Origin of the sequence: Larkinella rosea, assembly GCF_003858635.1 — a bacterium.
GTDB lineage: Bacteria > Bacteroidota > Bacteroidia > Cytophagales > Spirosomataceae > Larkinella > Larkinella rosea.
Genome location: NZ_RQJO01000008.1, coordinates 1,665,061 through 1,689,779, shown reverse-complemented (window position 1 = coordinate 1,689,779; position 24,719 = coordinate 1,665,061). Strand labels below are relative to the sequence as shown.

Sequence of the window (24,719 nt, the reverse complement as noted above, 5' to 3'; positions counted from 1 at the left end):
CAGGAAGCTTTCAACCGATTTTATTAGTTCACTGTCTGATAAAACTACCTGTATACAGGTTCATTCGTAATTCTTTTCAGACGTCTACAACCTTTCCGGCATTTCGTGTATCTTAGCTACAAATCGACTTCTGGTACCTAAACCGTTCGTCTGGCTATGAAATCGCTGCTTGCCGCTGCTTTTATTCTCCTGATTTTCAGTTGCCATCCCAAAACCTCCGAACGTGTTCAGCCAGAGCCGCCTTCGCCAAGTTTCGGAACCATCGTTTCCGGTTCGGGAAACACTCCGCTTATCCTGGAAGCCAATGTCGACGGCATCGGCAAAGCCCTAATTTCCGGCCGTTCGATTATTATCAAAGTTCCCGCCGGATTTACCCGGGAAACCGTTCGGATCGACTATAAAGTGAGTGAAGGTGTCAAGGTGATGAATCCGGCCTCGGGCAGTGAGGTTGCCATCCGCGATCTTCCCGCCCGCACCATCTGCATTCAGCAGGACGAATTCGGTAACTGCACACTTTCGTACCAACTCATTATTGAAACCCCAAGCCCGCTGACAGTTTCGGTCGATCCGGCCAGTCTGCAACTGGAACTCAACCAGTTTACCCAATCGTTCGGATTCCGTTTCAGACTAGGCAATCTGCGAACCGATGGAACCGTAACCCGACGTTTCAAGATCCGGTTTGTCAACAGGAAAACCCAATATGCGTTTACCGACGAAAACTACATCGTCTACGATCTGGCCGGGCAACCGATTTTTGTCAACCAGCTTAACCAACCTCCGGCACCCAACGAAGGCGAATTACGAATGAGCGGAATGCTGCCACTGGCGATGTCGCCGGGCGAGTACACGGTAACGATTCAGGTGCCGACCTGCTATTCTCCCAAGGCCGATGGGCAGTGTTTTTCGTTTGGTTACGAATCTGTCGAATTAGCTATACCATTGGCTGTCAAGGCAGGTGCTCCGCTGGTGGGTGCGGTTAACGCGATGCCTTCGGCCAACAAAGAAGTGCTGATTACCGGTCGGAACCTCAATCCGGCCAAAACCGTCACCATTCGGATGGCGAATGATTTTACACCAACTTTGGTCGCTCAGGCCACAGTAGTAAACGACACGCTCGCCCGACTCGTTCTGCCCGCCGGGCAATCCGTGGGGCAGTATGAACTGGAAGTAAACCCGGAAGATGGCAAAACCATTCGGAATCTGTTTAGCATTCCGAACGAAAAGCCCAGTTCGACGTTTGCGTATGTTTCGATGATGGGCAGTTTTGCCGCGACCCAGAATTGGCTGCCAGCGCTACCGGTTTTCAAACGGGGCGAGTCGCTGGAGGTGCGGTACACCTTCGCAACCGGCGACCGCTCTTATTCTGCTCTCGTCAGACGTACCGTTAAACAGGTTCGGCTGGTCAGTACAACGGATGCGAAACGGACGTATGAAATGCAGGATGGCAGCGCATTTTATCCAGCTCCGCTTGCCACCGATTTTTTAATGTGGAAATGGACCATTCCGGGGTCGGTACCGGCGGGAGGCTATGCCCTGGTTTTTGAGGATTTCGACGGTTCGGTATCGCTTCCGTATTTCCAGAAGATTCGTGTTCAGTAGATTGAGCGGTTTTATTAATAGTTGATTATGAGTTGATAAGTGCCATCGGCACGACATATTTGTAGCAAAATCGTCAGTAACACCTCAGGCGTGCCTTTAGGTACGCAACGGGCATTAATTGCGTACCTAAAGGCACGCGTAGTAGATGATAAATTACCTTTCTTCTACAAACATTAAGCCGCTAAGCGGCCAAAAACTACATTGTTCGCCTTAAATCTTGTTTCCGATCTTTCAGCCGAATGACAAGTTTCAGGCCCGACCATTGGTCATCGACGGCGCAGACTTTGACATCGACCAGACCCAGCGCCAGCGCCGTATCACGGATGACATCTTCGGTTAACTCGGTGGGGAGTTTAGCACTTTTCTTATACCATGACACCCAGATTATTCCATTCGGTTTGATGGCGGTTTTCAAAATCGCCAACTGGGTTTCCAGTCTTTCGGCGGTATTAACAAACAAATGCACCAGATCCAGATGTTCAGCCACATCGACAAACAAAACTTTCTGGCTGATTTCCTGTCCCAGCAAATTGAGATAGTGTGGTGGCGGATCGATTAATAAAACGCGAAAACCGTCCTTAAAACCGAGTTTTTTGTCCAGTGGAGTGCTTGAATAGCCAGTCATAGGCTTCAAAATGAAACAATTAAAAGTAGCAAACGGCCTATCTATTAATCACTTATTCCTTTATCGTTAGAATATGTGAAGAAAGTTAATCAATTTTACAGTATCGAGAACGTGTATACACGTTCTGGTGTAGTACGGTTACATACCAACTCTGTTTAAACCGGACGCCAAGTCCGTACCTGTGATGGATCATAAGTTTGTTGAAAAGGCTTCCGGCGCCATTGCCGACAAATATCGGTTGCAAATTTTACTGGCACTTTCCGAAAAAGGCACTTTGAACAATTCGGATATCCAGGAAATGACGGGCTTGTCGCAACCCTGCGTTTCACACCACGTAAAAACCTTGGTAGACAGCGGCTTAGTAAATACGCATAAGGAAGGACGTAATCAAAACCTGAGTTTAAATAAAGAAGGATTGAAGGATTTGTCGGGCTTCCTGACGAAGCTAACTTAAAAAATTTTCACTAATACATCCAAACTTTTAAATGTATGGATGCGTTACTCAGCCGAACCAAGACTTACATCGACATGAGTACGCTACTATTTTCACCAACCCAACTCGGCACTTTAACGCTCACCAATCACATTGCGATGGCTCCCATGACGCGTAGCCGGGCTTTCAATAACATTCCCAACGACCTGATGGCTACTTATTACGGCCAACGGGCATCGGCGGGTTTAATCATTACGGAAGGCGTTGCGCCTTCGCCCAACGGGTTAGGTTACGCCCGGATTCCGGGGCTTTTCAGTGCCGAACAGGTTGAAGGCTGGAAAAAAATAACCGGGGCCGTTCACGAAAAAGGTGGTCATATTTTTGCGCAATTGATGCACACCGGACGGATTGCTCACCCCCATAATTTACCCGCCGGAGCGGAGACTGTTGCCCCGTCGGCCATCCGGGCCCAAGGCCCCATCTGGACCGATCAGGAAGGGTTGCAGGAAAATGCAGAACCGCGTGCATTGACCACGGAGGAAGTAAAACAGACGATTCAGGAGTTTGTTCAGGCGGCTAAAAATGCCGTGGAAGCCGGTTTTGACGGCGTTGAATTACACGGCGCGAACGGTTATCTGATCAAGCAATTCCTGAATCCGAACAGCAACCAGCGCACGGACGAATACGGCGGCAGCATCGAAAACCGCGCCCGGTTTGTGCTGGAAATTGCAGAACAGGCCGCTCAGGCGATTGGAAAGGAAAAGATTGGCATCCGGTTTTCGCCCTATGGTCAATACAACGACATGGGGCTTTACCCGGAAGTAGTGGAAACCTATACCTATCTCGCCGAAAAACTGAATGACATCGGCATTGCCTACCTCCATTTAGTCGATACGGCGGCTCCCGACGGTGCCGAAACAACCCGGCCGCTGATCAAAATCATCCGTGAAAAATTCAGCAATACCCTCATTCTGAACAGCAAGTACACGGCTGAACTGGCTGAGAATGATTTACAAAGCGGATTGGCCGATCTGATTGCGTTTGGTAGCCCGTTTATTGCCAATCCCGATCTGGTCGAACGCCTGAGCATCGGTGCGGAACTGGCTTCCCCCGACCCCGCAACTTTCTTCGCCGGTGGCGAAAAAGGATTCATCGATTATCCTGCACTGGTTGAAGCGGAAATTTAATAAAGAAAAGAGAGATGAGACAAGAGAAGTGAGACCATGCAATTGATACTCTCACTTCTCTTGTCTAACTTCTATCATCTCTTAAAATTCTTATCGGCAAAATCGATGAATTGCTCCCAATCGTAGCGTTTGACGTCGTGTTCGCCAGCCCGGATGTGGTAGCGCACGGTTTCGCCAACGGGTTGGTGAATCGGCGGCCAAGCGCCCGGACCAATTCCTTTTTTACCGTAGAGTTGATAAACCGGGTCGGTTTTTTGCGCACTGAGAAACTCGCCTTTGGGATCGGCCCACTGATCGCCCTGCGCACTGGCGACGTAGAGCGGGCGGGGTGCGATCAACGCCAGCAGTTCGTGCTGGTCGAACGGCAGGGCTTCGGGTTTGCCGTTGTAGGTGCGGTATTGTGGGCAAAACCAGTACGGAAACGTGGTGTTGATCCGCTCGATGGTTTCGCCGAAAACCCGTTTCGACAAGGTTGCTCCACCCTCACCCGATTCGTTGGCAATCACGGCGGCAAAGCGTGAGTCCTGCGCTCCGGCCCATAAGGCGGCTTTTCCCTGCCGGGAATGCCCAATGACAATGGCCCGTTTGGCATCCACCGAGCCATCTGTTTCCAGGTAATCCAGCATCCGGCTCATGCCCCACGCCCAGACGCCAATGGCCTGCCAGCTGTCGCTTTTCTGATTCGTGGGCGGATCGAGCACAGAACGAATACCGGTTTTCCAGCCCTCTGCATGATCCGGTTCCAGGTCGCCGTAATAGGCCGTTGCCACGCTATATCCCTTTGAAACAATGAGTTCCAGCGGCCAGCGGGATTGCTGAACACCACGAGCGGCTTCCGTTGCCCGGTTATTGACCACTTTTTTGTCTTCCCGATTGGGTAGCCAACGGGTCGAAAGCACAATACCGGGTTCGGTGCTGACGCTGTGGTTTGCCATGTAGTTCAGACCGACAAAAACCGGTGGTTTCTCGGCACCTGAGCGGTTTTTAGGCACATAAAGCAATATATCCAGCGATGGCAAATTCGGGTATTCGGTCCAGAAAACGGAAATCTGTTTGCGAATCGCGGTTCCGCCCAGCGCCATTGAATCAACTAAAATAACCTCATAGCGGGTTTTCAGCCGCCGTTCGGGCGTTTTCCCGTAAACCTGAGTCGCAAATAATTTCAATAATTCCGGGCGTCGGATTTTCTCCCACTGGCTGGTGGTCGTTACCCGTTTTCCGGCTGAAGTCACGAGCGGATCGGGCAAGGTATAGGGCGGTAGTTTGGCTTCGTCGTAATTAAAACCGGCTGGCTGGCCGTATCCGGTTACCGCATTAAAAAGAAAACCGGTCAGAATTACAAACTTCAGGAGACGTATCTGCATGGTGGTTATTTTTGAATTCATAGTATCTCAATTTAACTCCAGGTCTGGACGCCAATCTGCCCGTACGAAAGCAGGTAACAGGTAACCAGGAAATGAAGCGCCGATAAAATGGCCAGTTGCCAATAGATTGTCCGATTGATTTTTGCGTTTCGTTTGATGATGACATTGATAATTGCCCAGGTGGAAGTCAGGGCAAAACCGATGGATAGCAGCATGAGGGAAACCGACACAACGCTCACTTTGCCCATCAGTTCGAATACATCCGTACTCCCAATCATAACGACGATCTGCGCTACCAGAAAATGCAGGCTGGCGACAAAAGGCCACAGACCCAGGCTAATGCTGGTTTTGCTGAACGCTCTGCCCCGCCAATACCGGATAAACCAGATAGTGCCGAAAACGAGCGAACCCAGCAGATAAATAAGCCAGCCGATACTCAGAAAAAGCTGGCCAAACACAATTAGTGCCGAAACCGGCATCAAAACCTGGCTGCCAAGGTGCACCACCTCGCCCGCGAGCGGATCGTTGACTTGAACCAAACTAATTTTTCCGGTTTCCTTCGATACGTATTGCGTATCGTTGATAGCCATGTGGGTTTCGGGGCTGCCCCCCCAAACGCCACCGATAAAGACGAAATTGTTCGTGTTCCAGATGTGTTTTACGCTGATAATCCGTTCCGAATAGTAGCTCGACTGGATTCGCGGATTGATGAGACGGTAATAACCGGAAAGCGCCACTCCGGGAGAATGTACAGCCCGGTTCCGGCGGATGGAATCGGCTTTCAGGTGGCTGGTCTGAAAATCACGAATCAGTGTCGCGATGCGACTTAAGGCATTTCCGTCGCCCGAATTGATCATGACCGCATAGCCAAGTCGATGCGTTGGCAAATAGGCAAAGTCCGTTAAACCGCCATTGACGCCCCCGCTATGCGATCGGTAGACAAATCCTTTGTGCGGAACGGAATAATTGGCTAAACCGTATCCGTATTCCAGTCCGGCTTTGGCTCCGGTGGAGGTCGACGGGGTTTCCATGCGTTTCAGCGAGGCCTCATGGATCAGTTGCAACGCGTCCACCCGCCCCCGGTTGATGAAAAACCGCAGCATTCGGGCCATGTCTTCGGGCGACGCATTGATCGAGCCGGAAGGGCGCATGATGATGTTCCAATACGGCTGCGGTTTGTTGTCAATGTAGAGTGTGGCCCCGCGCTGCCGGTATTTTTCGGAAGCAAAATAGGTCATGTTTTCCATGCCCATCGGATTAAAAAAGTGCTCCTGAATATAATCCTCAAATTTTTGGCCGGTTATTTTTTCAATGATATAAGCGGCTACGGGCGGTCCGGCATTGCAGTAAGCCATGCGCGTGCCCGGCATCCAGCGCGAAATCCGGGAGTGTGGATGGTAATCCAGCCCCTGCTTCAAGGTCGTTTTGGGGTCGTTCAGCGCGTATTCCGTCAGGTGCAGATCGTCCCAGCCCGTCGTGTGTTCGAGCAGGTGTTCAACGAGAATCGGAGCGGTTTTTTCCCAGGGGTTGGTAAATTCAATTTCCGGCACCCGATCCCGAACCTTGTCTTTTAGATTGACGCGGCCCTCTTCCTGCAGCTTCAAAATTGCCAGCGAAACAAACATTTTGGAAACTGACCCGATCCGGAACATCGTCTTTTCGGTCGCCTTCGCATTCGTTTGCAGGTTGGTCCGGCCCAAGCCCGCGACCCACACCAGACTATCACCGTGGACTAAGGCCACTCCGACAGCCGGTGTTCCCGTTTCTTTTAGTACGGTTTCAATAGCCGTTTGCAATTCCCGGACGGTTTTCGGAGCGCCGGGCTTTTTCTGCCCAACTACTTGTGTGGGAGTGAAAATGAAGAGAAATAGACCGATCAACCATCGACTTTCAGGAGGCAGCTTCATCAGGAACAGGATTTACTTTTCAGTAAGTAAGATGCTTCCGCCGTTTACTCTCAGAATCTAAAAATTCAGTTCGAAAGCGTCTCTTAATGTTTCCCGCGAGTAAAAAAACGCTTTTTCAATGCCGTATCGCCCGTTGTCCGCTGCATCCCGTCAGATATTTACTCTACCCCTCCAGTTATCGGTTTGGGCTGGTCAGCGGTTTTCAGCGCCCCTACCTTTGGTGCACTTACTTGATAAACACAACAAAGAACCATGAACCTCACCAAATTAAGCGCCCTTGCGCTCAGTATTGCCCTGTTAAGTCTGTCATCTTGTGAAAACCACCAACTGGCCCCGTCCGCACCGCTCCCATCCAGCGAAGTCCGGGCGTCGGAAACCGCCGGTTTTTCGACGGACGACATCATTGTAACCGTCGCTAAGAAACACACGCTGGTCAAACACGGCACGGCAACACTGGCATACGATGCAGCCGGAAAACTGGTGAAAGTAACGGACGGAAACCGCACGACTACTTATACGCACAGTGCCGGAAAAATCGGCGTTCTGACACTCGTGTCGGGCGTAAAAACCGAAGAAGGTAACTATTATCTGGACGCCAACGGCCGCTGCACGCATTCGGATGTGGCCGGATTCACCGTCGAGTATGGCATCCCGGTGAAAACCCTGAACTGGTTCAAGTACGATTACGATGCCAAAGGTCGGCTGGCTAAACGGTACCACGACATTTATCCCAACATGCGGGTGGAATTTGCGTACAACGCCGACGGTGATCTGACCGAAGTAAAGGAATTTGATAATCCGAATAACGTGATCCAGAAAAACACGTACGAATACCAATACGCCGGTTCGTCTATTCTAACCGATAATAACCGTCTCAATGCCACCGAAGTTGTAAAACTGGATCCGTACCTGCGCATTTTTGGCAAAACCAGCAAACACCTGGTCCGGCGGCTGAAAATAAACCGGCCCGTTTACAATGGCATTAACAACGACTACCGGTTTGGCTACACGATGAATGCTGATGGCTACCCAACAGTTGCCCAAAAGTACAACGTGTCGAACGGAGCATTACTCCAGACTTCGATCTTTGAATACGTGGTTTCCGATCTGACGATGATGCCGTAACTTGTTTCCGTTTCCTTAAAACAAAAACCGCCCGGACCGGGCGGTTTTTTAATGTTGGATGGTATCCACTTTCATGGCGCCACCCCGCCGAAGCGAATCCGGACGCGGTTGTTTCGGATTCGGGTCCCCCGTCGGGCGACGGTCTTCAATCTGCCCCCGGCGCATCCGGTCTTCCATCTTGATTTTATTCGTTTTCTGCTTCGTCGTATCCTGCTGCATAGCGGTTTTCAACGACGATGTATAGACGTTCGGATCAGCAATTTTTCCCGCAAAACTGGAGAACGTTAATCCGATCAGGCTGGCAATCAGTAGCTTTTTCATGATTTGATGAGAAAAAAAAGCAGACATCGATTGATGACTGCTTTTCTTAGATTACCTAACTGATTCTCTATTAATTATCTTTTAGCGTATCGCGCTTCATCATCGAGTTGTTCCGGTTTCTGTTTTTCCGGTTTTTCCGATCGTTCGAGTTGTTCGTCGTTCCCCGGTTGTTCATGTCCGTATTGGTGGTCGTACCCTGACCCTGAACCGTATCGGTTTGATTCGATGTTGGATCAGTCGAACGGCGTTCACGATTCATCTGGCTGCCTTGCTGCTGCGTTTGCGGAAACGTCGTGGTGCCGGTTGTAGGGGGCTGCGTCTGCGGTATCTGATTTTGCGGATTGGCCGTCGAACCGGTCGAATTTTGCGTCCCTAGCGTCGATTGTCCCTGCGGATAACTAGTCGTTCCGGTCGATCCTGTCGTTCCGGTCGATTGGCCGTTTACGCCCTGAGTCTGTGGATTGGTCGTCTGCGTTTGCGGATCAACCGTCGTCGTTGTACCGGTCGTTGGCGTACCGGTGGTGTTTTGCGCGTTGGCGGAGAGGGCAACCGCCACTAACATAGCCCCCATCATCACTAGCTTTTTCATCGTTGAGTTTTGTTTTATGATGGTTGTTTAATTTAACCAATTATGAAACTAACTCGACGCTTCCTAAAGTTGTTCAGGAAAAAGTTGAATTTTCGAGCCAGTGGGACGAAGGTTTATTCATATTTAAAGCTGCCAACGAAGTCCGATAACCAGGCCGTAGCTGTAGGGCCGAACGCTGAAACACTTCGAATTATCGTTGATTGCGTGGAGGTTATACAAAATACCAGGCTCAACCTGCAACCGCAATTTGTTAGTCAATTGCCGCTCAATGCCGTAGGAAGCCTGCAAAAAAGGCTGCCACTGTTGGTTGGACCGACCGCCAATTAAATAGCCCACGCTACCACCCGCCGAGATGTAATGCCGCAACCCGGTCGTCTGCCCCGGATTCAACCGCAACCGGCCTTCGGCACTGAGGGCGACGTATTGCCAGGTATTTTTTACGTGATGCTCCTCCGATTTATACAGGGGCGTTAGCTTGATGGTTTGCGGATCGACCCACTCCACCCGCGATGAATCCGACCGCAACGCCCGGGCCGAATACGTCATTTCCTGTTGCAGCATCTGATAAGCCGCGCTCACCCGCAGTCCAAACACCTGACTAATGGGAAATTCAAAACCGGCCTGAATCCGGTAGCCCGTCCGTGCCGACAGCGACTTAGCCGGTCGGATTTTCTCCATCACGACGTTATCCTGTAAGGTAGGGGTTACCTGCCGGAACGTATACAATGGCGTGAAACTCGCGTAAAAAGCCGGTTTGGCGACCAGCCGAACGGGTTCGATCACCGGTGCCAGGTCGGCAACGGCAAGGTCGGCTATGGGTGCAATCACGGTTGGTAAAGTACCGACCGGAAACGAAAGCCGGACCTCTTTTCCCGCGATCAAACGCCAGTCCAGGGCCGGATTTACCAGTTCCGGGGCAATATTCACAGGGGTTGAATGGGGCACTTGGGCAAATGTAGAGTTTACTTCATCCGTCTTGTATGTTTTTACGTTTAATCGATTTCCTGTTTCAATGACTACCTGATCTTCAGCAGTCTGCCGGTTATCCATAACCAAAGCCGATTGATTCAAAACCGGTTGTGACGGTTTTTTGCCGGTAAACGCAGCGGTCCGAACCCCTCCGATTTCGACGAGCGGTTTTACCGTTTTGCTAGCCCGCGTCGAATTTCGGCGAGTGCGCGTTTCGGCCGGAATGGCTGCATTGGCAACCCGTTCGTCAACACTCGTTTTACCCGAAACCGCTGCTTCCGGAGAAACCGCTGGCTGAGCCATTTCATTTTTTGCCGCTACGGCAGTTTCTGCCGTAGTGAGTGTGTGAGCCGACAGCGTCTGGTATTGCCAGACCCCGAAAGTCAGCATACCGAGAATAGCCAGCACGCCCAGGCTCCAGGCAATCCGATCACCCAATTTACCACCCGGTTTTGCGACGGGTGTCGGGTTTGCTCCCCCTAAAATTCGTTCCAGAGCGCCTTCGTCCGGTTCCGACTCGTAGTTTTCGAGCCGTTTTCGGAAGAGACTCTCCCATTCATCTTCAGTAGTTGCCATAACTGACAATGCCCATTTTTTTCAATTTTTGTTTTAATACTTCTTTGGCCCGCGCGAGTTGCGATTTCGAGGTCCCTTCCGAAATCCCCATCATCTGGGAGATTTCCAGATGCGTATAGCCGTCAATGACATACAAGTTGAATACCATGCGGTAGCCATCGGCCAGTTCCTGAACCAGAACGAGCAACTCCTCCGTCGAGATCCGGGCCAGGATGTCGTTGTGGTCGGTGTTGCTGGTTTCCCAGGCTTCTTCGTAATCCGTCTCCGATTGTTCGTGGTGGTGCTTGTGATACCAGTTGATAGCCGTGTTGACCATCACCCGCTTCATCCAGTTCAGCAGCCGCTCGGGTTGCTCAATGGTATGTATTTGTTGAAAGATGCGAATAAACCCTTCCTGAAACATGTCCTCCGCTTCCGGGCGCGAATGGGCGTAGCGACGGCAAAGGCCCATCATCCGACTTTTGTGACGTTCGTACAAAGTCGTTTGAGCCCGCGCATCGTGGCGTTGGCATGCCCTCAACAATTCAATTTCAGACAATTGGTTTCTAAAGGATCGACGGTGTTGTTACGAATTACGGCTTTTCCACAGACCGAACCAATACGTATTTCGTAATTTATTTTATGGCTAGACTCACCGTCGCCGAAGATTTATTATTCTTCACGTCCGTTAGCTCATATTTAAATTGAAACTCTCCGGTATAATTAACAGGAGGCCGATACAGGATAACCCCATTGGGCCAAACATCCAAATCGACTCCGGATGGATTATCAATAATTGTCAGACTCTGCAAGGGCGCACAAACGGCGTCATTCCCCAGCGGATAAATAAAAATCATGCGCTTTTTAGGGTCTGGTGAAAGCGTAGCCGCCGAAACCTGCCCTTTGTCGTTGCGGGCCGTTAATGCACAGGTCGCATCCGGCGTATTGATGGAAATATGGGCGGTTGCCTCCAGGCATTCGCCGTTCTCGCAACGCTTATACGTAAACTCATCGTTACCGGTAAACCCGTTGCTCGGATAATACGTGACGATATTGTTCTTCGCCACTTTCGCAGTCCCTTTTGTGGGAGCTTTGCTGATCGTAATGGGCAGATCAGGCCGTGATTTGCAAAGCTGATCGTTACTCAGAACCGGAATTCGCAGTGAATCCGTAATGAACCACTGTTTCCAGTATACTTCCTCGTCCTTCAAAACGATTTTACAATCTTTAAACGGATCGCCTACGGCAATTTTCACGGGTGACAGAAACGTGCGGTTTTTTTGGGGAAAAACCGCCTTTACTTTATAAAAGAAGTAGTCAAAACCGTTAAAACCCGGATTTGGCGTATACAGAATCTTGCCATTTTCGACGGCCACTTTCCCGTTTTCCGGTTGCTGTTGAACTTCCAGACTACCCAAATCGACCGTTGCATCGCAAAACCGGTCGTTTTTCAGCACATCCATTGAAATGGGCTGGTTTTCCAGAATGCGGTAATAATCCGGAATGGGGCCAGCATTACACGGAGTCCGCGCGCTGTCGGGCGCCATGTTAATCCGAAACGATTTGGCTAGTTTTGTTGCATTGGCCGTACTAACGGCAAACTGATCTTCACCGACGACGAAGGTAGAATGGGGAGTATACACCAATAAACCGCTGCCATTGAATCGTGCATTTCCGAGTCGCGGAGTTTGAGTTACATAGAGCGTTGTGACCGCGCTAAGGCCGGAGATGGAGGTCAGATCAATTGCTACCTGCTGATCGGGCAGGGTGTAATATTCGATTTCTTCGGTATCTACATCGCCTTGTCCGGGTGCCATATCCTGGGCGATCCGATCGCAGGCTACGGTACCCAGAAGTAATGCTGCCACTAAGGTTCTATAAAATCCAAATTTAATCATACCATCGTCGAGACCATGCTCCGAAAGTTATGACAGGCCTGATACCGAAAGGGTTGCACAAATATAATTAAAAGTTAAGAGTTAGGAGTTAAGAATTAAGCGTTGGTTAACGCATCCCATTTTGCTTGCGTCCGCCCACTCTTAATGCTTAACTCCTAACTCTTAATTCTTAACCGCGCGGGCGGCCCCGTCCCTAAAGGTTTTGTCGCTTCAGTTCCTGCACGGCGTAGTTAGCCGCACGGGCAGTCATGGCCATGTAGGTCAGCGACGGGTTGACGCAGGACGAAGACACCATAAAACCGCCGTCGGTATTGAACACGTTCTTCACCGCGTGAACCTGATTAAACTTATTCAAAACCGACTGTTTCGGGTCGTTGCCCATCCGGATGGTACCCATTTCGTGGATACCCAGGCCCGGCCACGAACCGTTGTCGTTTTTGGTGATATTTTTCAAACCGGCCGCTTCGAGCATTTCGGCCGCATCATTGATCATGTCTTTCCGCATCCGCATTTCGTTGTCCTTGAATTCGGCATCGAAACGCAAAACCGGCAACCCATATTTATCGGTTTTCGATTTATCGATCACAACTTTGTTTTCAAAATACGGCAGACATTCGCCAAAACCGCCGAGGTTCATCGTCCACGGACCCGGTTTGGTAAGCTCGTCCTTGAACGACGCGCCGAACCCTTCGGTGGCCGTTCCCCGGCCCCAGTTCAGCCGCGATGCGCCCCCCTGATAGCCAAAACCGCGCAAATAGTCGCGTTTCTGCTGGCCGGGCAGGTTGCGGTAGCGCGGCACATAAATGCCGTTGGCCCGACGACCGTAGTAATATTTATCGCCAAATCCTTCGTAAACGCCACTGGCTCCGGCCCGGAAGTGGTGATCCAGCACGTAGTGACCCAATACGCCACTGTCGTTGCCCAACCCGTTCGGGAAGCGGCTGGAAATGGAGTTCATCAGAATGTAGGTCGACGCCATCGACGACGCGCACAGGAAGATAATTTTGGCGTTGAACGTCAGTTCTTCTTTCGTCAACTGGTCGAGCACCCGCACGCCCGTCGCTTTTTTCTTTGCGTCGTCATAAATCAGAGACGTTACGATCGAATGCGGACGGAGCGTCAGGTTCTTGGTTTTCATGGCTGCCGGTAACGTCGCCGACTGCGTGCTGAAATACGCGCCGAACGGACAGCCCCGGCTGCAGAGGTTCCGGTACTGGCACTGCGCCCGGCCAAGGGCCGTTTGCTGCGGAGTAGCTTTGGTGATGTGGGCAACGCGGCCGATCGTGATGGTCCGCTCCTTGAATTTCTTTTCAACTTCGCCCTTGACGTGTTTTTCCAGGCAGTACATGTCCATCGGCGGTTGAAACTGTCCGTCGGGCAACTGCATCAGGCCGTCGCGCGAACCGCTGACACCAATGAATTTCTCCACGTGATCGTACCAGGGCGAAATATCTTTGTAGCGAATCGGCCAGTCGGCGCCGACCCCTTCCTTGATGTTTGCTTCAAAATCCAGATCGCCCAGCCGGTAGCTCTGGCGACCCCACATCAGCGAACGTCCGCCCGTGTGGTAGCCCCGCATCCAGTCAAAACGCTTGTCTTCGAGGTACGGATTTTCTTTATCGTTCACAAACAGGTAGCTGGTAGCTTCCGAAACCGTATACCCCGTCCGGGCCTGCACCGCCTGTTCTTCCGCGATTTCGGACGTAACCCGTCCCCGGTGCGGAAAACCCCAGGGGTCGGTCATGGCGGTTTTATACCCTTCGATGTGTTTGATGTCTTCGCCCCGTTCGAGCATCAGCACTTTCAACCCCTTCTCGGTCAACTCCTTCGCGGCCCACCCTCCGCTGATCCCCGATCCAACCACAATGGCGTCGTAGGTAGTGGCTTTTATACTATCTATATTGAGATACATGATTTTTTTCAATGAAAAATGAATAATTAACAATGAACCGTTTGCCGCTTGAGCGGTTCTGAATGAATAAGGAAGAAGAAATCACCGACCAGGTGCTGATCATTATTCATTGTACATTCGGGGCCGCCCGTGCGGTTCATTATAAAATTAAGTCGCCCAGGCTTTCTGACCCGGTTTCAGATCCACACAGCCCTGGAAACGGCCCGGAACGGCGATGTACGACAACGCCTGCGTTGCGCCGATTTCCGAAGTAAAATACCCATTCAGGGTCAGTGTTTTCAAGGTATTAAAGAAGGGAGTCGTCCGTTTTTCCATCGGCATCGAAGCCATGGCCTTCCGCTGTTCGGCGGCTTCGGCCTGGAGTTTCGTCATGATGTCGTTCTTTTGAGTCGTGTCGAGCGCGACGAAATTTTTGCTGTAGGCCGCCTGACTCAGTTCGTTGGTATGCGCCAGTCCATCCAGAAACGTTTTCTGATCTTTTTGCGGATAACAGTCTTTCAGAATGATATCAATGATTTCATTGACTTTGGCGGCTTTTGCACCGGGTGTACTGGTCGTGGGGATAATGACTTCGGTCATTTCAGCGACCAGCGTATCCTGATCGGCCGTAAACAACAGAGGTTTTCCGCTAAACGCCCGCTTTGTGGCCGATGCTTCGAGCGTATCCGCGAGTGCAGGCAGCGCCAGGGTGGTCCCCATTAAAGCTGCAACCCGCATCAAGGCATCTCTTCTGTTCATAATATGTACGTAAAAGATTAGTGAGATTCAAAAAACTAACGGAATAATCCATGACAAATATACTCAAACGATCGGCTATTTGTACGGTGTATGGTAGGTTTCGCAATAAATAATGAGGTGACGATTGAGCATCGACCGTTGACCGTTGACGATGGTCAACCGTCGATGCTCAATCGTCAATCGTCAATGGTCTTCCCCCAATACTTCCTTTCACCACGATCTTTCCGCCCTTCATCCCTTTTTTTACGGTTGGGGCACCGTCCGTACAATATCCGCTGTTTTCATCCGACTTCCCAACTGTATGAGAAACGTTGCGCTATCAGCCTCCATCAATCCGGAAGGAACCGACCGTTCCGCTCCCGACGCACGGCAACCCGACGGGGCGGCCGGGATGGTTCAGCGCGAACGTCCCCGGTTGCTGGATTTTATCCGTCGACGGCTCCCGACGCGCGAGGATGCCGAAGACCTGTTGCAGGATGTGCTGATGGATTGGGCCGAAATTGACCGGCGAACGCAATTGCCCTCGCCCACGGACCCACTCACGCAACCCATTGAACACCTGGCCGGTTGGCTGTTTGCCGTCGCCCGTCGGAAAATCATCGACTGGTACCGGAAAAAACGCACGGTTTCGCTCGAGGATCAATATTCAGGCTATACCGACGACGATGGAGAACCGCTCCTGATGGCGGGTTTGCTACCCACCAGTGACGCATCTGCCGATGAGGTATTGATGCGCGAAGCAATCATGGAAGCCGTTATGGAAGCCGTTTCGGAACTGCCCGACGATCAGCGCGAGGTGTTTGTCCGGCACGAACTGGATGGACAGAGTTTCCGCGACATGGCCGACGAAACCGGGATTCCGATCAACACGCTGCTGTCGCGCAAACGTTATGCGGTTTTGTACCTCCGGGAGCGCCTGCGAAACTTATACGACGAATGGATCACTAACTAAACATCAAATGCTATGGAATTCATGTGGATTTTAAAAGGATTGGGCTTTCTGGCCCTCGGAATTGCCTTCTTTTCACTGATGACGCTGGTCGTCATGCGGCTGTGGAACTGGCTCGTACCCTCAGTTTTTAACGGCCCCAAAATACGGTTTGTACAGGCACTGGGCCTTCTGTTTCTGACCCGATTACTGGTCGGCGGTTTTGGTTTCGGTGGCGCCCACGCCGGACATTGGCGCGGCCATCATGGTTTTGACCGCCATCATGCCGCCGTTTGCCAACCGTACGACAAGTCTCCGAATGAGTCAAAAGCCGGAAAAACGGCTGAACAATAAACTAGTTGAAAACCATTTTTCAACCATCAAACCATTCATAACCATTAAATGACAATGAAACGATTTTGGATTAAACGCATATTTGGCGGTCTGTTATTCGCCGTGGTTTTTATAATGGCGGCTGGCTGGGCCGTATCAAGTCTCTGGAATTGGTTAATCCCGGTTTTGTTTGCCGGACCGATTATCACGTTTGGACAAGCACTAGGATTGTTACTCCTGGCCCGGATTCTGGTTGGTTTTCGCGGAGGCTGGGGTGGTCGCCGGTGGGGCGGTGGCTGGGGCGGCCATCCTGGTCATCCCTACTGGCGCGAGCAATTATCAAATCGCTGGCAGCATATGACGCCCGAAGAACGGAAGGAGTTCAAGCAGAAAATGAAGGAGCAATGGAAAGGCGGCTGCGGCCCGGGTAGACGTGGTTTCGGCCGTCGCTGGGAGGAAGAAACCGAGCCCGCGCAGCCGGGAAATCCCGCCGAGCCTACGGCTACGAAGATTTAATTTTTGAGTTTGCCTGATTCAAGTCGGCGGGGAAACGCCCCGTCGACTTTTTTGTGGTTTGCGCCTGATTCAGCGCAATTTTCCTCGATACCCACCCGATTCACCACCAATTGCCCAAGCAACAGAACGACCAGTAAATTCCGAACATTGAGCAGCACGATCGCCAGCGGTTTTAGATCGATCAGGGCCGGATAAAAAACCGGATAAACCAGATTAGTTAGCAGAAAAACCGCTCCGACCAACGCCAATTGTCGGAAAGGCAAAAAGAATACAAAAGGCAATAACCAGATCAGGTATTGCGGAGAAAATACTTTATTGATACTGATAAAAACCAGCATGACCGCCAAGAGACTGGCCAATAAACGCGGGCTCGGAATCGTCCCGAATTGTTTGTACTCACGCCGGAACCGCAACCCAAAAACGGCCAAAGTGCCACAAATACCCAACAGAAACAACCCGGTCAGGGCTTTTAGAATGAACTCTGCGCCCGGGGCCATAACATGAAAAGCTCCGAAGTTAAACACCACGCTGACCGACTTTAAATCCGGCAAGTGAATCAACAGCAGAAAGCCGGAAGCGGTGCTTTCAATCTGCAAACCCCGGAGTTGGTGATATGTCAGAAATGAAAATACCTGATTATCCGACAAAATTAACGCAGGAATACCGACGATCAGAAGGGCAAAACCGGTCCCTATCGTTAATAATACAGAAGCCCGAACCTGCTTTTCAGTCAGGTAATACATGGCAAAAACCGGGAACAGAATTACCGGATATAATTTAGCCATAATTGCCAGTCCCAGCCAGAAACCGGCGATCAGCGGTCGATTTCTCAAAACCGCCAAGGTGGTCAATAAGGTCAGAAAAGCCGGAAACAGGTCGTAGCGCCACAACACCAGGTCCCGGCAAAGAAAAACAAGCAACAAATAAACCAGCAGCAACTGCCAGGCAGTCAGGCGATTCGGCCAGAATGCTGACATCTTCAGCAGCACAACGGCAAATCCTCCGGCCAGAAGCAACATTTCCAGCATATACAGAAACACGTACCGCCGGAAACCCAATTCGGTTTCAAATGCGAGGATATTGGGAATCACCATCGGCAACAGGGCCAAAGGCGGATACTCGACCTTAAAATCCCGGTAAGGTATCTTACCGGCAAAAAGTTGGGACGAAACTGAATAATACAGTTGCATATCGCCCTGCCCCGTCAGCGAATTCCGTTGCCATTTCAGAAAACCGTAGGCAATTAACAGCAAGCCCAATGCGAAGACGCACCAGCTGGTAAAATCCTTCTTAATTGCCAAAGTATCGAATGATTTAAAATCAGGGGCAGTATTTACTGGCAAGCTAAAACCCGCAAACTGGAGCGGTTGACTTATGATTCAAAAAATAAGATCTTATCGCTCCATCCGGAAATCCATCTTTCTGCAAAATAAGGTATATATCCCTGAAAATCAATCAATAAACATTAACCTTTCATCTGATGGCTATTAAACCGTCCGTTAAACAAGTTACGGTTGCCGCCCTTTTCCTGCTCACCGCCTGGATTGTGTTTGATTTTACGACCGATAAACGGATAGATCATCGCCGGTTTGACGCCCGCGAAGTAGCGCGGCTGGACGCGGAAATGTGGCGTTCTTACTACGACCGGCGTCCGATAAAACTGTTCTTCCAATTGGCGGAGGTCATGCGTTCACAGTATGGCGCGCCCTTCTGGCGTTCGTTTGCCATTGCGTACCGGGCCGGAAAAGCCGCTTTTGTTTTTAAAGATGGTCGAAACCGAACGGAGTATGAACAGGCGCTCCCGGAACTGGAGCGGTATTTTACCTATTTGAATGACCTGAGTAAAACTCCGTTTGATGTGCCCAAAGTGGCCAAAATTGAATTGGAATGGTGGATTGTGCGCCGGGAGAAAAACCGCTTTACGCCCACCGATTGGGAGCGTTTACTCGCCGAAGAAGCCGCTCTGCTGTATCATTTGCCCGCCGACCGGTTTCGCAACTACGCCCGGTTTCGCACCGAAGCCATGCTTTACCGCGATGCGCGCAACGACCAGATGACTGAATCCGAATGGCTGCGTGTCCGGCAATTGCTCAATCAGTCCTGGACGGCTTTCTATCAGGCAGTTCAGTGAAACCTGTTCAAATGGTCTTTTTGGGAATCAGTTTACTAATCGCTACGTCATTAACCGAAATGATTTCTTTGGATGCCATCGCCGGTTCCAGATCAATCGCCCGGAGGCTAATGCTGATACCGCCTTTGGGTTTCACCAGCGCAACGAATCGTTTCTCATCGCCGGTTCCAACCTCCCGAAACTCCTTGATTTGCGCGTATTTGTAAGCATAGCCTTCCTCCAGATTGGCGGTTTTCTGGCCAAACTTTTCAAACGACGTATAGATGTGCTGGTAGGCCCCCGACGATAAACCGCCTTCCCCAAACCGCACTTTATCACCGGTTTTCAACACAACCCCCTTTTTGGTCGTAATCGAACCGGTTATTTTTTTCCCGTTGGCGGGTAACTGCGCAAAGCAACTTACTGAAAAACAGACAAGAGCAAAAAACAGGATCGATTTCATAACGGGGTCAGGGGTTTAGAGATTTCGGGGACGGTTAACGGTTTTCGGTTTACCGTTTTCGGTTGACTGACGCAAGCTATCACTAGAACGCGTCAGCCAACCGAAAACGGTAAACCGAAAACCGAATCTATAGCTGCGCGGCCAGAACCGCTATTCCTTCTTCAAAACTTTTCGGTTCGTAACCCAGCACGCGACGCGGTTTATCGAGCACAAAACCGGTACGCGGAGGCCGTCGGGCCGGTTGCGTAAAAGTCGACGAATCGGCCTGGGTAATGAGCGACTTATCGAGCTGGAAGAAATCGGCGGTTTTGATGGCCATTTCGTAGGGCGTCAAAAAATCTTTCCCGGAAATGTTATAAATACCTTCCGCTTTCTGATCGGCAATCAGCCAGCAGCCCAGAGCCAGATCTTCTGCCAGTGTCGGTGAGCGCCACTGATCCGTTACCACTTTGATGGTTTTTCCGTCCTCCAGCGATTTCTTCACCCACAGAATAATATTGCTCCGGCTCATGTCGTGGGCGATGCCGTAGACCAGAACCGTCCGGGCAATTGCCCATTTGATACCCGAATGAATAACGGCTTTTTCGGCGGCATATTTGCTCCATCCGTAGAAGCTGATCGGGTTGGCTTCGGCTTCTTCGCTGTATGGACCTGCGGCACCATCGAAAATAAAATCCGTCGAAACATGCAGTAAAAAGGCATTATTGATCCGGCTGGCTTCCACCAGGTATTCCACCGCCAGCACATTCTGCGCCCAACAGGCCTCTTTTTCCGACTCACACTGGTCCACATTGGTCATGGCCGCCGTGTGAATAATCACATCCGGTTTGGTTTCACCCACTACGTCAAGAACCTGCTGCCGGTTGGTAATATCCATTGACTGATAGCTGTACGCATCAGAACGGGGTAACCGATTGGCGCCACGCGCTGTGGCAATCAAGTCAACAGCAGGTTGCTGCGTTAGTAAATCAACTAATTTCTGCCCAAGCAGCCCGTTGGAACCGGTAATGAGAATTCGTTTTTTCATAAATTATGTGTGGTGACTTTCTTATTTCCGATAGGTATAGCCAAACTGTTTCGTGATTTTTTTCTTTTTCATCCACTCGCCCGAAACCGTCATGCGCAGGTCTTTGGTGGGGCGATTTAATGGATTAGCGGGTTGTTTGGCCAGGCTGTCCACCACGGGCAGACCGTCAATAACCTCGCCAAAAACCGTATAATTACCGTCTAAATGGGGCGTTCCGCCGAGTGTTTTATAGACTTGTTTCTGGGCTTCGGTTGGTTGGCGGCCTTTCAGTTGTGCAATCCGCTCGGTCTGTTTCTGGAAATCCTCATCGTTCCAGACCCGGCCCTGCACCACGTAAAACTGGCAACCGCTCGACGCTTTTTCGGGATTGTTGTTGCGGGCTGCCGCCAACGCTCCTTTTTTGTGGAATAATTCGGGGACAAACTCCGCCGGAATCGTGTAACCCACATCGCCGTTGCCCAGCATCTGTTCGGTTTTGGCCGTCCGCGACTCCGGATCACCACCCTGAATCATGAAATTCTGGATAATCCGGTGGAAAAGCAATCCGTCGTAAAATTTTTCGTTGGTCAGTTTGATAAAATTCTCCTTATGCTTCGGCGTCTGGTCATACAGAATTAACCGCATGATTCCGAAATCCGTATGGATCGTCACCAGATAGTCCTTCCGTTTGGACGGTTTTTTCGCCAGAACCGGTGCGATTACCAAAAGGCATACTAGCAAGACAAATAGCCGCATAGTCAATGGATTGGATCTCTCTTTATTCTTTTGTCCCACGTCTCTTGTCTGCTTCACAATTTCAACGCAAAATGGTGACTGACAATGTTAAACCGTTTGTTGAGGTACAAGCGGTGGGCATCGTACCGCTGCGGATTGTGGCCGGAATCGAGCGTCACCACGCTACAGCCCGCCTTTCGGGCTTCGTCGATCACAAAGTCGAGCAACTGCCCGGCATAGCCGTTTCCGCGTTGGTCGGGCAGGGTCGATAAATCGTCGATGTAGAGGGTTTTTCCGCTGAAAAGCAGGTTCATATACCGGTATCCAATGGCGGCAGGTGCCACGGTTTCGGCCGGGTTCCGGTCGGAGTTATCGACGAAAGCCACGACGTACCGGTCATTTTCCTGCATGAATACGATCTGTTCCAGTGCTTTTTCTGCGGTCAGGTGCGGACGCAGGGCCAGCATGGCGGGAATACAGCGTTGAACGTCAGCTTCCGTTTGGGCAATTTTAATCATGGTTGGCGGAGGATCTGGCCGACAAGTTACAAGTTTTGGCGAACCGCACGCAAGATTTCATCCCCACCTTTGGCTAAAATACTTTCGGCCAGGTCGTGACCAATTTGCTCGGCATCACTCGTCGGGCCGCTGAACCGGTCGCGCAGCAACTCGCTGCCGTCCAGCCGAACCACCCCACCCGTCAGCGTCAATTCGTCGTTTTCGAGGGTTGCCAAACCAAAAACCGGGATGCTGCAACCGCCTTCCAGTCGGCGCAAAAACGCCCGCTCGGCTTTCAGACAGGCTTCGGTTGGCGCATGATTGGTGAGTTGACGGACAATGTTCCGTTTATCGATCGGTAAGGTGGAGGCCGCTTCAATCGCAACACTCCCCTGCCCCACAGCGGGCGTAAAATCCTGAATGGGCAGGTATTCGGCAATCAGATCGTCGTATTCCATTCGGTGAACACCCGCGTAGGCCAACAGCAAGGCATCGCATTGGCCTTCTTCCAGTTTTCGTAAGCGGGTCTGGAGATTGCCCCGCATGTCGACCGTGGTGATGTGCGGACAAAAATGCTTCAGCATGGCCACCCGGCGTGTGGATGAAGTGCCTACCACAAACTCGCGGCCACCCGCCAGCGACAGGCTTTTATCGTGGCTCACGAGCACGTCGTTGACCCGTTCGCGTTCCGTAAAAGCAATGATAGACAAATCCTCCGGCAGTGACGATTGCAAATCCTTAGCACTGTGAACGGCAATATCGATGGTTCCGGCCCGAAGCTGGTCTTCCAGTTCCTGCGTAAAAACGCCTTTACTGCCAATTTTCGACAACGACCGATCCAGAATCTGGTCGCCTTTGGTATCGATCAAAACCAGTTCCGAATCAACATGAGCGGTTTTTAGCAAATCCTGAATGTAATACGCCTGCCAAAGCGCCAGCTTGCTGCCGCGCGTTCCAATTTTTATGTTCATGGGTTGAAATCCCCTTTAAAAAACCGTATCTGAAATAAAGGCGGCAAGTTATTCAAGAATTGCTTGCCGACCAACGAAAACGCCACGGGGGCGGTGGGCAACACGCTATTGGCAGGCCGGAGGCCCTCCCCTATAATTCTCACTCGCGACACGCGAGCGACAACGGAGCTTGTTTTTGATGATCTTATCTTGCGTAGTCATCGTAACTTGATCTGCTAAAGGGTGAAATAAATTTACACCATTTCTCAGATTAAGTCTTGACAAGTACAGTTAACGTACATTTTTTCTTATTCTACTTAATGAAGATTGAGTAACGCCTAAATACGAAGCCAAATAAGAAAGTGGAATGCGATTTATAAGTTTTGGGTATTTTTCCATAAACGCCAGATAGCGTGTAGTCGCATTTTCTGAAACTAAAGGGCTCCTTCTTTCTATTTTTTGGATTAAAGATTTTTTTACGATTTTGTTCACAATGCCTTCCCAACCCACAATTGTGTTCGCAATTTCTTCCCAACTGTGTTTGGAAAATACAATGAGCTTACAATCCTCGATAGCTTGTACATAGCCTGCTGATGGAATTTCGTTATCAAAGCTATCCAAGTCCACAACAAAATTATTTTCCTCAATAAAATAATTGGTAATCTCTTCGCCTTTATTGTTGTAATAACAAACCCGGATAATTCCATTTAAAATAAACCCAACTTGTTTTGCAATTTTGCCCGCTTCCGAAAAATAATCTTCTTTACGAAGCTCTAATTCTGTTGCTTTATTTGTAATAAATTCAATTTGCTGTTTATTCAAATTACCGAACTGCAATATATAATTGATTAATGCTTCCATACTTTTATTTCATTTGGCTCATTACCAATTTGTCAAACATTTTATCAGATAGAAGTTTTCTCAAAAATAGCATAAGTTTAGCTCCGGAAGCACCGACATATCTTGTTTTGGGGTTATTTGCCTCAATTCCTTCTTTGATGAGTTTTGCGATAACAATTGGGTCTGAAGCATTTTTTGCAGTTTCCGCATACATTTTACTTACGCCTTTCGCCAAATGGGTATAGGCAGTATTGCCCGAAACCCGGTTCAAATATTCAGTTCCAAGACCTGTCATTTCCGATTTTGTTCCGCCTGGCTCAATCACAATTACATCAATACCAAACGACTTAACTTCTTTACGAAGCGCATCGCTCAATCCTTCAATGGCGAATTTACTTGCGTGATACCATACGCCCATTGGCAATGTTACCTTACCACCTACTGATGAAATGTTTACAATTTTGCCGTAGTTGTTTTTTCTCATAATCGGCAACACTAATTGTATCAAACGAGCTACAGCGAAAACATTTACTTCCAACTGATATTTTGCGTCAGAGATAGGCATATCTTCTAAAGCTCCATAATAGCCCGAACCTGCATTGTTGATTAAAATATCAATACTTCCTGCTTCTTTTATAATTTGATTAACACAAGCAACAAGGCTTTCTTCTTTGCTAAGGTCCAAAGAAATTGGTTTTATGCCGCTTGTTTTTAAGTCTTGCATTTTCTCTATTCTACGTGCTGCACCGTAAACATTATAGCCGTTTTGAGCCAAATAAATTGCAGTTGCTTTTCCAATTCCTGCCGAAGCTCCCGTTACTAAAACTGTCTTTACCATTTTTTTATTTTTAAAATAACTTAATGGTGCAAAGCTGTCTCAATAAATGATAGAAGTATTTGTCATTTGGCAAAAAGTGAATTCTGTTGTAAATAAATAGTAATGGCTGCTTTTTAGGTGTCAGTTCCTTGCCTTGCAGCTAGCGGTTTTGGGCTTTGTGCCAAGCTGGGAATTTGGGGAACGCCAGCCTCAAATATATAACCAAAGGCAAAATAGAATTACAAATGTCCTGCCCATGACTGTCAGCCCTGCTTGCACAAAACCGCTGTTAGCGGCTGGTC

General features: G+C 50.0%; 26 protein-coding genes. 8 read left to right on the top strand and 18 right to left on the bottom strand.

Features of this window, described 5'->3' with window-relative positions:
- Positions 1-156 precede the first annotated feature (156 nt).
- Positions 157-1,599, top strand: coding sequence for a hypothetical protein (locus EHT25_RS15645; RefSeq protein WP_124875997.1), 1,443 nt, complete (start codon positions 157-159; stop codon positions 1,597-1,599).
- A gap of 196 nt (positions 1,600-1,795) precedes the next feature.
- On the opposite strand, the gene EHT25_RS15640 is transcribed toward EHT25_RS15645, so the two are convergent.
- Positions 1,796-2,224 (bottom strand): DUF3052 family protein, encoded by a 429-nt coding sequence (locus tag EHT25_RS15640; protein WP_124875996.1) that lies wholly within the window; start codon positions 2,222-2,224, stop codon positions 1,796-1,798.
- Between the two features lie 184 nt (positions 2,225-2,408).
- Between EHT25_RS15640 and EHT25_RS15635 the strand changes: the two genes are divergently transcribed.
- Positions 2,409-2,678, top strand: coding sequence for an ArsR/SmtB family transcription factor (locus EHT25_RS15635; RefSeq protein WP_124875995.1), 270 nt, complete (start codon positions 2,409-2,411; stop codon positions 2,676-2,678).
- A 74-nt stretch (positions 2,679-2,752) separates the two neighbouring features.
- A complete protein-coding gene (locus EHT25_RS15630; protein WP_124876151.1) occupies positions 2,753-3,844 on the top strand; it encodes an alkene reductase in 1,092 nt (363 codons plus the stop codon).
- A gap of 74 nt (positions 3,845-3,918) precedes the next feature.
- Here EHT25_RS15630 and EHT25_RS15625 read toward each other — a convergent pair whose 3' ends face one another.
- Positions 3,919-5,208, bottom strand: a complete 1,290-nt coding sequence (locus EHT25_RS15625) for an alpha/beta hydrolase family protein (RefSeq protein WP_124875994.1) — start codon at positions 5,206-5,208, stop codon at positions 3,919-3,921.
- Between the two features lie 32 nt (positions 5,209-5,240).
- Positions 5,241-7,115, bottom strand: a complete 1,875-nt coding sequence (locus EHT25_RS15620; RefSeq protein ID WP_124875993.1) for a serine hydrolase domain-containing protein — start codon at positions 7,113-7,115, stop codon at positions 5,241-5,243.
- Between the two features lie 252 nt (positions 7,116-7,367).
- On the opposite strand from EHT25_RS15620, the gene EHT25_RS15615 reads away from it, so the two are divergent.
- Positions 7,368-8,240 (top strand): DUF4595 domain-containing protein, encoded by an 873-nt coding sequence (locus tag EHT25_RS15615; protein WP_124875992.1) that lies wholly within the window; start codon positions 7,368-7,370, stop codon positions 8,238-8,240.
- A 48-nt stretch (positions 8,241-8,288) separates the two neighbouring features.
- Here the strand turns inward: EHT25_RS15615 and EHT25_RS15610 are convergent, their stop codons facing one another.
- From EHT25_RS15610 to EHT25_RS15580, 7 genes are all read right to left on the bottom strand, one after another.
- Entirely contained in the window at positions 8,289-8,561 is a 273-nt protein-coding gene (locus EHT25_RS15610; protein WP_124875991.1) for a hypothetical protein, read from the bottom strand.
- Between the two features lie 70 nt (positions 8,562-8,631).
- Positions 8,632-9,150 (bottom strand): hypothetical protein, encoded by a 519-nt coding sequence (locus tag EHT25_RS15605; RefSeq protein WP_124875990.1) that lies wholly within the window; start codon positions 9,148-9,150, stop codon positions 8,632-8,634.
- A gap of 123 nt (positions 9,151-9,273) precedes the next feature.
- Positions 9,274-10,695, bottom strand: a complete 1,422-nt coding sequence (locus EHT25_RS15600) for a hypothetical protein (RefSeq protein WP_124875989.1) — start codon at positions 10,693-10,695, stop codon at positions 9,274-9,276.
- Entirely contained in the window at positions 10,682-11,173 is a 492-nt protein-coding gene (locus EHT25_RS15595) for an RNA polymerase sigma factor (protein WP_229311553.1), read from the bottom strand. The genes EHT25_RS15600 and EHT25_RS15595 overlap by 14 nt, the downstream gene beginning before the upstream one ends.
- A 136-nt stretch (positions 11,174-11,309) precedes the next feature.
- On the bottom strand, positions 11,310-12,542 hold the full coding sequence (locus tag EHT25_RS15590; RefSeq protein WP_124875987.1) for an Ig-like domain-containing protein: 1,233 nt from the start codon (positions 12,540-12,542) through the stop codon (positions 11,310-11,312).
- Positions 12,543-12,765: 223 nt separating this feature from the next.
- Positions 12,766-14,484, bottom strand: a complete 1,719-nt coding sequence (locus EHT25_RS15585) for a GMC oxidoreductase (RefSeq protein ID WP_124875986.1) — start codon at positions 14,482-14,484, stop codon at positions 12,766-12,768.
- Positions 14,485-14,631: 147 nt separating this feature from the next.
- Positions 14,632-15,222, bottom strand: a complete 591-nt coding sequence (locus tag EHT25_RS15580) for a gluconate 2-dehydrogenase subunit 3 family protein (protein WP_185731376.1) — start codon at positions 15,220-15,222, stop codon at positions 14,632-14,634.
- Between the two features lie 301 nt (positions 15,223-15,523).
- Between EHT25_RS15580 and EHT25_RS15575 the strand changes: the two genes are divergently transcribed.
- Genes EHT25_RS15575 through EHT25_RS15565 form a run of 3 tightly spaced genes read left to right on the top strand, consistent with a single transcriptional unit; the run spans position 15,524 to position 16,999 of the window.
- Positions 15,524-16,174, top strand: coding sequence for an RNA polymerase sigma factor (locus tag EHT25_RS15575; RefSeq protein WP_124875985.1), 651 nt, complete (start codon positions 15,524-15,526; stop codon positions 16,172-16,174).
- Positions 16,175-16,186: 12 nt separating this feature from the next.
- On the top strand, positions 16,187-16,504 hold the full coding sequence (locus EHT25_RS15570; protein WP_124875984.1) for a hypothetical protein: 318 nt from the start codon (positions 16,187-16,189) through the stop codon (positions 16,502-16,504).
- A 54-nt stretch (positions 16,505-16,558) separates the two neighbouring features.
- Positions 16,559-16,999: an HMG-box domain-containing protein gene (locus EHT25_RS15565; protein ID WP_185731375.1), complete on the top strand. Its 441-nt coding sequence runs from the start codon at positions 16,559-16,561 to the stop codon at positions 16,997-16,999.
- On the opposite strand, the gene EHT25_RS15560 is transcribed toward EHT25_RS15565, so the two are convergent.
- A complete protein-coding gene (locus EHT25_RS15560; RefSeq protein WP_124875983.1) occupies positions 16,996-18,300 on the bottom strand; it encodes a glycosyltransferase 87 family protein in 1,305 nt (434 codons plus the stop codon). The genes EHT25_RS15565 and EHT25_RS15560 overlap by 4 nt on opposite strands.
- A 179-nt stretch (positions 18,301-18,479) precedes the next feature.
- Here EHT25_RS15560 and EHT25_RS15555 point away from each other — a divergent pair, with 179 nt between their 5' ends.
- The gene (locus EHT25_RS15555) at positions 18,480-19,130 is read left to right on the top strand and encodes a hypothetical protein (RefSeq protein ID WP_124875982.1); all 651 of its coding nucleotides are present in this window, start codon (positions 18,480-18,482) and stop codon (positions 19,128-19,130) included.
- Between the two features lie 7 nt (positions 19,131-19,137).
- Here EHT25_RS15555 and EHT25_RS15550 read toward each other — a convergent pair whose 3' ends face one another.
- The 7 genes from EHT25_RS15550 to EHT25_RS15520 all read right to left on the bottom strand — a co-directional run bounded on the left by EHT25_RS15550 (position 19,138) and on the right by EHT25_RS15520 (position 24,438).
- A complete protein-coding gene (locus tag EHT25_RS15550) occupies positions 19,138-19,572 on the bottom strand; it encodes a hypothetical protein (RefSeq protein WP_124875981.1) in 435 nt (144 codons plus the stop codon).
- Between the two features lie 127 nt (positions 19,573-19,699).
- Entirely contained in the window at positions 19,700-20,599 is a 900-nt protein-coding gene (locus EHT25_RS15545) for an SDR family oxidoreductase (RefSeq protein WP_124875980.1), read from the bottom strand.
- Positions 20,600-20,620: 21 nt separating this feature from the next.
- On the bottom strand, positions 20,621-21,334 hold the full coding sequence (locus EHT25_RS15540) for a peptidylprolyl isomerase (protein WP_124875979.1): 714 nt from the start codon (positions 21,332-21,334) through the stop codon (positions 20,621-20,623).
- 53 nt (positions 21,335-21,387) lie between these two features.
- Complete coding sequence (locus tag EHT25_RS15535) at positions 21,388-21,831, bottom strand: GNAT family N-acetyltransferase (RefSeq protein WP_124875978.1); 444 nt, start codon at positions 21,829-21,831, stop codon at positions 21,388-21,390.
- 26 nt (positions 21,832-21,857) lie between these two features.
- Positions 21,858-22,781 (bottom strand): hydroxymethylbilane synthase, encoded by a 924-nt coding sequence (gene hemC / locus EHT25_RS15530; protein ID WP_124875977.1) that lies wholly within the window; start codon positions 22,779-22,781, stop codon positions 21,858-21,860.
- Positions 22,782-23,051: 270 nt separating this feature from the next.
- Positions 23,052-23,621: a Crp/Fnr family transcriptional regulator gene (locus EHT25_RS15525; protein WP_124875976.1), complete on the bottom strand. Its 570-nt coding sequence runs from the start codon at positions 23,619-23,621 to the stop codon at positions 23,052-23,054.
- A 4-nt stretch (positions 23,622-23,625) separates the two neighbouring features.
- Positions 23,626-24,438, bottom strand: coding sequence for an oxidoreductase (locus tag EHT25_RS15520; RefSeq protein ID WP_124875975.1), 813 nt, complete (start codon positions 24,436-24,438; stop codon positions 23,626-23,628).
- Positions 24,439-24,719: the final 281 nt, after the last annotated feature.